At 25.5% G+C, this 12,140-nt stretch carries 11 protein-coding genes; 8 read left to right on the top strand and 3 right to left on the bottom strand.

The genetic code is table 4. The features are described from left to right. The first annotated feature begins 1,007 nt into the window (after positions 1-1,007). The 8 genes from CJF60_RS03485 to CJF60_RS03455 all read left to right on the top strand — a co-directional run bounded on the left by CJF60_RS03485 (position 1,008) and on the right by CJF60_RS03455 (position 8,620). Positions 1,008-2,111, top strand: a complete 1,104-nt coding sequence (locus CJF60_RS03485) for a hypothetical protein (RefSeq protein ID WP_084232792.1) — start codon at positions 1,008-1,010, stop codon at positions 2,109-2,111. 24 nt (positions 2,112-2,135) lie between these two features. After that, positions 2,136-3,650, top strand: a complete 1,515-nt coding sequence (locus CJF60_RS03480; protein WP_084232793.1) for a hypothetical protein — start codon at positions 2,136-2,138, stop codon at positions 3,648-3,650. A gap of 242 nt (positions 3,651-3,892) precedes the next feature. Continuing rightward, the gene (locus CJF60_RS03475) at positions 3,893-5,086 is read left to right on the top strand and encodes an HNH endonuclease family protein (protein WP_084232794.1); all 1,194 of its coding nucleotides are present in this window, start codon (positions 3,893-3,895) and stop codon (positions 5,084-5,086) included. 75 nt (positions 5,087-5,161) lie between these two features. After that, complete coding sequence (locus CJF60_RS03470) at positions 5,162-6,007, top strand: adenine-specific methyltransferase EcoRI family protein (RefSeq protein WP_200807549.1); 846 nt, start codon at positions 5,162-5,164, stop codon at positions 6,005-6,007. Continuing rightward, positions 5,971-6,324 carry an adenine-specific methyltransferase EcoRI family protein gene (locus CJF60_RS05310; RefSeq protein ID WP_200807551.1) on the top strand — a complete coding sequence of 118 codons (354 nt, stop codon included), beginning with the start codon at positions 5,971-5,973 and terminating at the stop codon, positions 6,322-6,324. Before CJF60_RS03470 ends, CJF60_RS05310 begins: the two co-directional genes overlap by 37 nt. Positions 6,325-6,342: 18 nt before the next feature. Then, entirely contained in the window at positions 6,343-7,185 is an 843-nt protein-coding gene (locus CJF60_RS03465) for an adenine-specific methyltransferase EcoRI family protein (RefSeq protein ID WP_084232795.1), read from the top strand. Then, positions 7,149-7,511, top strand: a complete 363-nt coding sequence (locus CJF60_RS05305; RefSeq protein ID WP_084232796.1) for an adenine-specific methyltransferase EcoRI family protein — start codon at positions 7,149-7,151, stop codon at positions 7,509-7,511. The genes CJF60_RS03465 and CJF60_RS05305 overlap by 37 nt, the downstream gene beginning before the upstream one ends. 17 nt (positions 7,512-7,528) lie before the next feature. Beyond that, on the top strand, positions 7,529-8,620 hold the full coding sequence (locus CJF60_RS03455) for an adenine-specific methyltransferase EcoRI family protein (protein WP_095279142.1): 1,092 nt from the start codon (positions 7,529-7,531) through the stop codon (positions 8,618-8,620). A gap of 75 nt (positions 8,621-8,695) precedes the next feature. Here CJF60_RS03455 and CJF60_RS03450 read toward each other — a convergent pair whose 3' ends face one another. The 3 genes from CJF60_RS03450 to CJF60_RS03440 all read right to left on the bottom strand — a co-directional run bounded on the left by CJF60_RS03450 (position 8,696) and on the right by CJF60_RS03440 (position 11,901). Next, complete coding sequence (locus tag CJF60_RS03450; RefSeq protein WP_084232778.1) at positions 8,696-9,616, bottom strand: hypothetical protein; 921 nt, start codon at positions 9,614-9,616, stop codon at positions 8,696-8,698. Between the two features lie 172 nt (positions 9,617-9,788). Continuing rightward, entirely contained in the window at positions 9,789-10,724 is a 936-nt protein-coding gene (locus CJF60_RS03445) for a hypothetical protein (RefSeq protein ID WP_084232777.1), read from the bottom strand. Between the two features lie 157 nt (positions 10,725-10,881). Next, positions 10,882-11,901, bottom strand: coding sequence for a hypothetical protein (locus CJF60_RS03440; protein ID WP_084232776.1), 1,020 nt, complete (start codon positions 11,899-11,901; stop codon positions 10,882-10,884). Between the last annotated feature and the right edge of the window lie 239 nt (positions 11,902-12,140).

Raw genomic sequence — 12,140 nt, 5'->3', positions numbered from 1 at the left:
TTTTTTATGTTCACTATGAGTAATGGATAACTCGTATAGCGGCAGCTAGTATTTTAACTGCTCTAATATTATAATATAAATTAAAAACAGATATTTATTTTTGCTAATTTTTTTGTTTTGGTGGATGCTTAATTATCTGCTTAATTTTTGATTTATTTAACCTGATTAATTAAATTTCTATTTTTCTTAACTTCATCTTATAAGAAAAGACCTTCGCTAGCAAATTTTTAATTCGCTAGCTCGGGTCTTAAAATTATAACCTAAGGATTTAGTAGATAGACACTACCAAAACATAACAACGTATAATAAACACAAATTGCCAGTTTAATTCAAAATTAAGAATCTGCATAAATGCATAAAAAAGAAACAATTAACTATAAACAAGAAACAGTATAGAAAAAATATAGTTAACCAAAAATAATAATATAAGGAGTAAGCTAGTGCTTAAATTAAAGGACCAAAAGACGATGTCTTAAACACCAAAGGAAGTAAACAAGAAAAGGCTTTTTCTTGCTTAGAAAAATTCTTAATTAAGAATCTAGTTACTTTTTAAAAAATTACGATGAATAAATGAACTGGCAACACTTATCAACTTAAATTTAATAATATTATAGAAGTAGGAAAACAGAGAAAACAACTACTTCTATTTATACCTAGATACCAATTAATTGGTATCTAAGAAGAATTACAATACACTAATAATAGAAGTGTAAGGGCAACTAGTTCCTATAGTTGCTTGTCTATTATATTTAAAGATCAAAAATAGTTGGTGAGTTTACTTAAAAAAGCCTAAAAAGTGAAAAAAACCAATTATTTTTTTCATATTTGGTCAATAATTGAGTTATTTATTATGTAATTTTTTGGTTGCTACTTGATTTTGTAGAGAATTTGCAAGGTGAATGTCTGTAAAATTACTGATTAGTAATCTGATGAATAAAAGTTTTAGGGTGATTTCTTAGCAAAAATGATTTACTACAGAAATAGCTTTTTAAAGTAAAATTAAAAACATGAGTGAGAATAAAAAGCAATTTCAAACTAGTGATAATTTAAAAATACCTGTCTCTCAATTTGCAAGAGAATATGCAGAAAAAGTAAATTTTTTTGACGATGAAAATCCATTTATAGAAATTGATTTTAAAGAAAAAATTAAACTTAAATATAAATATTCAAATTATTACAGAAGGAATTTCTTTAGTCTTTTATCTAAAAAATCATATGATGAAATTCATGCAACTAACGATTTTTTAGAATCAAATGATAGGAGTAATTTTAACCAACTAGTAGGTAGTGTAGTTGAATATATGACTAGAAGAAAACTACTTTCATATCAAAATTTATTTGCCTTAAATAAATCATTTATGTCTTCTAAAAGTAGCAAATCAGTTAAAGAAAATATTCATATAATTGATACTAACCATAAATTAAAATCTGAATCAGATAATAAACATTTAACAATTCCATATTATTGAAATGTTCAAAAGAAATTTAAAAGAGATAGTTTAAATAATAATTTTTTGTTGTTCTTTAAATGACAAAAAATTATCAGTTTAATTATTCATTATAATGATGAATTTAAGCAAACTAAAAAACTTTCAAAACATGAAATGGTCTATATTAAAAAAATAGTTAAGCAAACATTATACATGCTGAAAAATAATAAATGATTGCAACAACTTTTAATTAAAGAGAATAAAGAATCTAATTTAATGATTAAAAATAGATTTTCATGATTAAGATTGTGAATTAGAAAAAATGCTTGAACAATTCCCCACATAACTTACAATGATGAAACTTTTGAAGCACTTAATATTGCAAAAAGTTTTCCTGATTTTGCAAGCGACAAAACATTTTACGAGCTAAAAGTTTCTTCAGAAACTGAATTTAAATATGAATGAGGAATTCAGTTAATGAGCTATTTAATTTTAGGTTTGGAAGATCAAAAGTTAAATGAATACTTTGAAAAATTAGAATGATTAATAGTTATTAATCCAAAATTAAATCGATATTATGTTACTAGAATTCAAGATCTTAAAAGTCAATATTTTAATGAATTAGCAAAGGAATTAGGGATTAATGATTTCAAGAATAACTGAAACAAAATAAATAATTAAAATTAATAAAACTAAGGAGCCAAAATGAAACTTGAGGAACTACTAGGTGAGTACAAGAAAGAAAATGAATGAGTTATCAATATAGAAAACCGTATTGAAACATCAAGTTTCATTACAACAAAGATAAAATCTAAAAAAATAGATTCTGAAGATCTATCAAAAAAGAAAAAACTGGGAACATATAAAATTTTTTCTGATCAGACAATGAATAATGTTGTTAGATATATTGTTATTAAAAAGTTGATTGAAAAAAGAAAACGGGATTGAAGAACAATATTATCAACATCTGAATTTGAAAAAAGTAAACCACTAGAATCTTGAAATATAAAAATTGAAGATTACAAGAAAAATATATCTGAAACAAAAGAAATTACTGTCGAAAAAATAAAACCTTCATATGACCTAGAAAAACCAAGGGCAGATTTTGAGTTAGTTGATGCAATTCGTTATATTGAAAAAAGTGCTGAAGTGAATAAACTTGAGCATGATCTTAAAAACAATAAATTATTTATAAAAATTAAAAAACGAGATCTTGAAAGATTAGAAGATGAATTTTTATCTAACAACAGCAGCGTAACTAAAAAAGATCTTGATGATCAAAATAAAAAAATAGTTGAAGAAATTAAAAGTAAGAACAAAAATCTTGATTTACTAAACAATCAAATTGATCTGATAAACACATACATAGTTCAACTTAATGAAATGAGAACTAAAGAGTTTCAAGATTATTATGAAAAACATGAAAATTTAAAATTTCATTCTGACTATTTTAAAGCTAAATTAAGTTCTGCTAATCTAAATAGATTAGCTCATGTTTTGGTAATTAATCAAAACAAAAACCTTACTATTTTAAATCAAAAGATTACTGAAGAGAACAACGAAATTATTGATGAAATGTTGTCAAACTTTAAAAATTATGAACAACCAACAAATAGTGAAGATTGACCTGTTGAATACCGAAAACTAAAAAAGCTAACACTTATTGAAGCACCAAAAAACACGCATAAACCTAGTAATAGATATACCTTTAAACTTCTTAGAAACAGAATTAAATTTACTTTAAAAGCCTTAAACAATACTTGATATAAAGAATATCTTGATAAAAGAAATGACTGAGTAAAACATTGAATCAAAAATCCTAATTTTTGATTAAAAGGATTTAGGTATAAAAAACCTAAATTCATTTGATCTGATGTTAATTATGAAAATTATACTTTTAAAAAACTAAATATTGATCTTGATGTAATAACTTATGGTGATTTCTTTAACGATACAAGTTTATTTACTTTATATGCATCTAAAGATCCAAACTATAAAATCAAATGAGGTTTAGAATTAATGAGTCATTATTTACTAGGATTAGTAGATAATAAATTAAGCAAACATTTTCGTTCTATTAAATTCTTAGTAGTTATTAAACCAATAATTAATCAATGTCATGTTGCAAGAATTGATGACATTGATTATTGAAAATGAAAAAGTCTAGCTGAGAAACTAGGTATTAATAATTTTGAAGAGTTATGAAAACTGAGAAATTAACTTAGTTTTTATTGAGTTTATTGAACGATTTACATAACTTAATTTACTGCTTTTTGTTCCTACAAGAAGCAGTTTTTTATTTTTATTTAAGATAACAGAGTTATGATTTTAATTAAGAAAAACAGCAAATTAAGTGTTCAAAAATTAATTTTTATTGAGATAATAAGAAAGGTACATGTTAATTTTTGTTTGATTGAGCAAAAATTAAGTCATGTAAGTATTGAATAAATCATGGAGAAGATATGAAAAAATATTTAGAAACTAAATGAAAAATAAAAGATATTTGTGAAGGCTTTATCTTCAAAGAAGATGATTGAAAAGGTGTTCATGGTTTAAATAGTAAATTAGTCATTCAACCTGAATATCAAAGAAATTATATTTACGGCCGTAACAATGAAATGGATAAAGCAGTAATTTATTCACTGATGAAAAAACATCCAATTGGTCTTTTATATTTTGTCAGACCAGAACATGGAAAAGAGCATTTTGAGGTGCTTGATGGTCAACAAAGAATAACTAGTATATGTCGTTTTAGGGAAACTCAATTTGCTATTAAAATTGATGGATGAGAAAGAAATTATGATAAGGATAATTTCAAAGATTTCGATGAAACATCTTTACTTGTTTATGTTTGTGAAAGTGATAAAGAAAACGAAATAAAAGAATGATTCAAAACAATTAATATTGTCGGACTTCCTTTAAATGAACAGGAAATTTTAAATGCAATTTATTCAGGACCTTTTGTTTCAGCGTCTAGAAAACATTTTGGTAAATCAGCAATTGATGGTACTTCTAAAATTTGATCAAGTTATCTTTCATGTAATGCAAATAGACAAGAGTGTTTAGCTAAAGCATTAGCATGATTAACAAAATCTAAAGATACTACAATTGATTCTTATTTAAATATAAATCGTGAAAATGCAAATATTAGTGAGTTAACTGATTACTTTGATTCAGTAATTGGCTGAGCAAGCAATGTTTTCAAATATGACAAAATATCAGAAATCAAGAAAGCACCAAAAGACCTAGCGACTCTTGATTGAGGAAGATTATATGAGCAATATAAAAATGAAAAATATGATTCTGATTATATTTCAAAAAAACTAAAAAAACTATACGCTGATGATTTTGTGTCAAATCATAAAGGCGCTTTTGAATTTTTATTAACACATGAAAAAGAAGTAAAACTTCTTCAAATTAGAATGTTTAATTCTACAATCAAGAATAAAAAATATAATGAGCAAACTGAAAAAGCAGTTAAGAATGGTCATTCAAATTGTCGATTATGTAAACAAATAGATAAGGTGAAAACAATTTATAAATTAGATGAAATGGAAGCTGACCATGTTGAACCATGAAGCAAGGGTGGAGATTCAACTATTGAAAATTGTGAAATGCTATGCAAAAAACATAATAGAATGAAAGGTAATGATTAGTTAATAAATAATATTAATTTAATGCTGAAATCGAAATTAATATAAACTAAGGGCTAATAAATAAACGGAGTAAAAATGGGTAATGAGAATCTAAGTAAAGCAAAAAATTCAAAAAATGATGAATTTTACACTCAATATGATGATATTCAAAATGAAATTAATTTTTATCATGCATATGATCCAAATGTATTTAGAAACAAGACAATTTTTTTACCTTGTGATGATCCAGAGTGAAGTGATTTCACTAAATTTTTTGTAACAAATTTTGAAAAGTATGGGCTTAAAAAATTGATAAGCACTTCTTATGCATATACTAGTAAAAAAGTTAATTTTCCATATCAGCAACTGCTTTTTGATTTTGAAAAAGAAAGCCCACAATTTGACTATGATAAAAGTGTATCAAGGGGAAAAATTTTTACATTAACTAAGGACACTAGTAATAAAAAAATTGACTATGATGACCTTAAATGAGATTATCTAGAAGGTGATGGTGATTTTCGCTCTCAAGAATGCGTTGATTTAATAAAAGAAGCAGACATTGTCATTACTAATCCACCATTTAGCCTATTTAGGCAATTTATTGAACACATTTTTAAATACAACAAAAAGTTTTTAATTATCGGAAGTAAAAATGTCATAAGTTATAAAGAAATCTTCCCATTGATAAGAGATAACCATATTTGATTAGGAAGAACAAGTGTGAAGAAGTTTATGACTATTAGCGAAAATGGTAAAGAATGAAAACAGTTTGGTAACATAGGTTGATTTACAAATATCGAGCATGGTGCTCGATATGACTGATTAAAACTTTTGACAATGGAAGAAAATCTGATTTATGATAAACGTTTAATTAAATCCGTTAGAGAAGCGGCGCAGAGAAGCAATTATCATACCTTAAGTATGATAACTATAATGCAATAGATGTTCCATCAGTAAGTGCAATTCCAAGTGATTATGATGGTGTAATGGGTGTCCCAATAACCTTTCTAGATAAGTATAATCCAGAACAATTTCAAATTGTTGGCTTAGGAGTTAATAGACTATATTTTACTCCTTCTAAAATTTATCAATCGGCTAAAAAAATATTGAAAGATGGCTCAGAAAAAGATGGTAGTGCAATTAATAATTTTTTAATTATGAAAACATATGAAAAACCTGAATCAGTTTACTACACAGCTGATAATAATGATGGATATTTAATTGCACCATATGTAAGAATTCTGATTAAAAGAAAGTAATTTCTAAAAGGAGTAAAAGTGGGTAAAGAACATTTGACAAAAGCAAAAAATTTGAAAAATGATGAGTTTTATACTCAATACGATGATATTCAAAATGAAGTAAATGGTTACTTGGAATATGATCCAAATGTTTTTAAAGACAAGGTAATTTTTTTACCTTGTGATGATCCTGAATGAAGTAACTTTACTAAATTTTTTGCAGTTAACTTCGAAAAATTTGGGCTTAAAAAATTGATAAGTACTTCATATGCTCATACTAGTAAAAAGTTAAACTTTCCTTATCAGCAAACGCTATTTGAAGAAGAAAGTCCGCAATTTGATTATGATAAAAGTCGAACTAGGGGAAAAATTTTTACTTTGAAAAGAGGACAAAATAGTAAAAAGATTGATTATAATGATTTGAAATGAAAATACTTAAAAGGTGATGGTGATTTTCGTTCTCAAGAATGCATCGATTTGTTAAAACAATCAGATATTGTTATTACTAATCCACCATTTAGTTTATTTAGAGAGTTTATTGCACACATTTTTAAGTATAATAAAAAATTTTTGGTTATTGGAAATAAGAACGCTATTACATATAAGAACACTTTTTCATTAATAAAAGACAACAAAATTTGATTGGGTAGAAAAAACGTTAAAATTTTCAAGACATTTGATGAAGAAGGTGAAAAATTTAAGCAATTCGGTAATGTGGGATGATTTACTAATCTTGAACATGGTCTTAGACATGAAAAGTTAAAACTTTTGACAATGGAAGAAAATTTGATTTATGATAAATCTTTAACTAAAGCCGTAAGAGAAGCCGGGCAGAGAAGCAACAATTACAATATCTTAGATATGACAACTATGATGCAATAGAAGTTCCATCTGTTAGTGCAATTCCAAGTGATTATGATGGTGTGATGGGTGTACCGATTACATTTTTAGACAAATATAATCCTGAACAATTTGAGATATTAGGTTTAGCCTCAGGGAGAAATGAATTTGATATATGACCTTCCAAAAGATATCTAAATACTAAGCAATATGGTCTTAATGGAGCACAAACAAACGGTAGTAAAGTAAATACAGGGCCGACAATTAAATTTGATGAAAAACCCAATTCTAAAATATACTACACTGCTGATAATTCAGAAGGTTACTTGACTGTTCTATATGCAAGAGTATTAATAAAAAGAAAATAGTTAAAAAAGGAGTACAAGTGGGTAATGAACACCTAAGCAAAGCAAAAAATTTGAAAAATGATGAATTTTACACTCAATACGATGATATTCAAAACGAGGTGAATTATTATTATGAATATGACCCAAATGTATTTAGAGACAAAGTAATTTTCTTACCTTGTGATGACCCTGAATGAAGCAATTTTACAAAATTTTTTGCAATCAATTTTGAAAAGTTCGGGATAAAAAAATTAATTAGCACATCATATGCACATTCTAGTAAGAAAGTGAATTTTTCTTATCAGCAAACTTTATTTGAAGAAGAAAGCCCACAGTTTGACTATGATAAAAGTCAAACAAGAGGAAAAATTTTTACTTTAACCAGAGAGAAAAACAACAAAAAAATTGATTACAATGATTTAAAATGAAAATATCTAGAAGGCGATGGTGATTTTAGATCAAAAGAGTGCGTTGAATTAATTAAAAAATCAGATATTGTTATAACTAATCCACCCTTTAGCTTATTTAGAGAATTTATTTCACATATTTTTAGACACAATAAGAAATTTTTAATTATCGGTAGTAAGTTAGCTGCAAAAAACAAAGATATGTTTCCCTTGATTAAAGAGGATAAGGTTTGATTGGGTAGAACATCTGCTAAAAAGTTTTATATATTTATTGAAAATGAAAAACATTACACATCTAAAATAAATGGTCTAACAAGATGATTTACCAATTTAGAACATGGATTAAGACACGAAAAATTGAAACTATTGACAATGCAGGAAAATTTGATTTATGATAAACGATTAATCAAAGCCATCAGAGAAGCCGGGCAGAGAAGCCGGGCAGAGAAGCAACAATTACAATACCTTAAATATGATAACTACAATGATGTAATAGATGTTCCTGTGGTAAGTGCAATACCTAGTGACTATGATGGAGTAATGGGTGTTCCGATCACATTTTTAGATAAATACAATCCTGAACAATTCGAACTACTTGGAATTATGAATACAGGAGAAAAAAATGTCGGTTATAGAAAACCAGATAGCCCACACGGAAGAGCAGTTATAAATGGTGTTGAACAATATCTTAGAGTTTTAATAAGAAAAAAACCTGAAAATTAATAACTGAATCATTAGTTATTTTTTAATCCTACATTTGCTTAATTTGATTTGATAAATCCATTAAAAAAACAAGATCTATTGATAAGATCTTGTTCTTAATTTTCATAGTTTATCAAAATCTTCAATTAATAAAGCTTCAGCAAGCAGTGCTCATTTTTGATCAGAGATTGATTTTATACTAATAGTATAAAATGAATTTAATCTAGGATTAATGATCTTTATATAATCTAAATTAGCAAAACTATTTCTTGTTAATTCATCTTTTAAACCAATTAAATAAATAGTCATCATTTTTAAAGCATCACTATAAGATGCTTGATTAATAGATGTATTAATATTTCATAAAGTGTTATGATCAAATAATTCTATCTGAGTTAAGTAAACATAATTAGCATATGTTTGTTGCTCTAAATCAATTTTATAAAAAAATTGATTTTTAGGTAAAGCAGCTGCACATCTATTAATTAGTTTGATTAACTTATTAATAGTTTCTTCACTAAGTAATTCTTGATCTAAGATCTCTAAATTATAATCTTCAGCTTCTAACATTTTATGCAGTAGATTAATTTTAAATGCTAGTTTTAAATTATCAACAGTTAATTCTTCATTAATAGCTTTAACATAAGAAAATAATTTTTTGCTACCATTTAAAACATTTTTGATATCAAAAATTGTATCCTTGCTAGGCATACGCTCATCAAGTAAATTTAGGTTATGTGAGTTTTGATCATTTAAGGCATCGATAAAATAAACTTGATATCTTTCAATTCCTGCTTGCATTAATGCCATTTGACTAACTACTTTTTCAATCATTTCATTAGTTAAATATTTAGTTTCTTCGATTTCAATTACATCATCATGATCAAGAGGATCTATTATAAAATCACTATTTTCAAAAACTGGTAAGATATCAAAAGAAGCATGCTTTAAAAGATCTTTTAAAGCAATTGGTTTACTATTTTGTCAAATATATTTCTTTTTTATATCATTGTTCATAAGTTAAATTTTATTATAAAACTAGTTATTTAGTTTTAAAAAATAAGTAGGCTTAATTTACTAGATTATTGGTTTTTAAGAAGTGTTTTTTAGCTAAATAAATTTAGCTTAAAATTCTACTTTTGATATTTAAATTAAATAAAAAATTCTTATCTAAAAGATAAGAATCATTTTAATGAATAGGACGATTTCTTCAAGTTCATAATTTTTCAAAATCTTTTATATTTAAAGCATCAGCAACTGCTGCTCATTTATCTTTAGAAATATCATTAATAGAACAAGTATAAATTCTATTTGTACGTGGGTTTATTTGTTTTAACATAGTTAGATCTGAGAAACGTTCTTTAGTATCTTTATCTTGTAATCCTATTAAATAAATTGCCATTAATCTAACAGCATCTTTATAATTAAATTTTGAATTAGATACTTTAATTTGTCAAAGACTTCTTAAACCTACATGTTTAAGATACATTGTATTGAAAAATTGTTTTTGTGTTTCATCGCTAGTTGGTGCAGCATATCTAAAAGTCTGATACTTTTCTAATTTAGATGTAACTCTATTAACCATGTGAGTAATATTTTTGACAGTATCTTTATCAACAAAAATTTTGCGTACAGCTTTTTCATTATAAGAAAGATGAACCATCATTAATGCCATTTTTATCAAACGTGCAATAATAGTTAAATTCTTAGAAGTTAAACTACCATCTATATTCTGAAAAAACTCTAAAAAAACCTTCATGTTTTTTCATTCTTCTTCACTTTTCTTATTGGAAGTATTACCACCTTTTACTTTTATAAGTTTATCTTCTTCTTTTTTTTCATCTCGATAAGCAACAGTCATTTCAAAATAATCTTGAAGTGTTCATCGGGCTTTTAATCCTAATGCTGCTTCTGACATATGAATTACTAGTTCACTTACAAGTTCCTCACTAATTGACTCATTAGCAAAAACATATTGATCACCATCTTCATCAATTTTAGTTTCAGCAAATTGTTTTGCTGAAACAAGTGGCATTATTTTATTATTAACATGTTTTACAAATTCATCGATGCTAATAATTTTTCTAGTTTGTCATAGATATTGTTTTTTACAGTCTAAACACATAAAGTAATTTTATTATAAATAACTATTTTTAAAACTAAATTTTTAAAGTACAAAAAGATGCTGTTTTTGCATACCTGTACCCACTTTTGGATTATTTTTTAATGAAATAAAATATAAAAAATTCCTGCTTAAATAGCAAGAATTTAAAAACATTTAATTAAGCAAATTTTAATGTTCATTCATTAAAATCAAAATCACTTAATTCTGATTTATCAACTGGTAATAAAAATGAAGTTTGTGCTTTTGGTCCTATAAAAATATAAGGTTTAATATCAGCTGTAACAATAACAGGACCTGTTGTAGGAATTCTAAAATATTTAAGAGATAATGTAATTGTTTTAGTATCTTTATCAATTTTATAGTCTGCAATTTGAAGCCCACGATCTACTTTTAAATATTGCATCATTGCTACATAAGAACCGTAATGACCTTCCTCTAAAACTTCAGTTAAATCTTTGACAAATAAATAATTATTATTTTCTAAGTCAAGTTTCTTATTGATTAGATCATAATTAAAATATGAATTTCAAGGTTTTAATTCTTCAATTTGTTTATCAGTTAAATTAGAATCTACTTTTTCTTTAATAAAGTTAGCAAATTTTGTTTGCTCTTCATCACTTACTCTTAGTTGTTTTTTTAATGAAGTTTGATCAGTAATTAGACTAATTGTTTTATGTTCTTTATCAGTATTAATTTGATCATCAACTGAAAGTGCAACATTAATTAAACGTTTTTCTTTAATTGCCTTTTTGATGTTTTCTAAACTATCTTTTTTAAGAAATAATTCTCTAGAAATGCGAGGTTCACTATCTAGTTGTTTTTCTAATTCTTCCCTTTTTTTATAATCAATGTGTTCAAGATTAATTCCATAAGCTGTTGAAGCATTTTCAACAAATAAACTTGATCCTGCTAATCAGTGAAAATCGGAAAAAGTAAAATACTCATAACCTTCAGTTTTCAGTTGAATAATTTCTTTTTTATTATCAAGTACTTTAACACTTAAATCAGTGCCTTTACCAGTTTCTTTTAAACGTTTATCTTCTTCAGTTATAACTACGTTAGAAGCAGAACAAGCAATTGTTGCAAAAGCAGAAATTGATAAAATAGATAAACCTGAAAACAGTAAATATTTTCTTATATTAGTTTTTCTAAATTTTTTAATCAATAAGTTTGACATTGTTACAACTCCTGTTAGTTCTTATAAGCTAATAAGTAATTTAAAATTTAATGATGTTTTTGATTTAAAAATCAAAAACAATTGTTTTAAATTATTCATCATAATAATTATAACAAATCATATTGGTTGAATTTGTTTTTGAAAAGTTTTTAAATAATTTGAAAAACTAATTCAAAAAATAATGTCACAAATTAATGTGACATTAATTAACTAATTATTTGCTTTGTAGCATATTAACA

The sequence above is a fragment of the Mycoplasmopsis agassizii genome (assembly GCF_002272945.1).
Classification (GTDB): domain Bacteria; phylum Bacillota_I; class Bacilli_A; order Mycoplasmatales; family Metamycoplasmataceae; genus Mycoplasmopsis_B; species Mycoplasmopsis_B agassizii.
The sequence above is the reverse complement of the archived record's forward strand: the minus strand, read 5'-3'. Positions and strand labels throughout refer to the sequence as shown.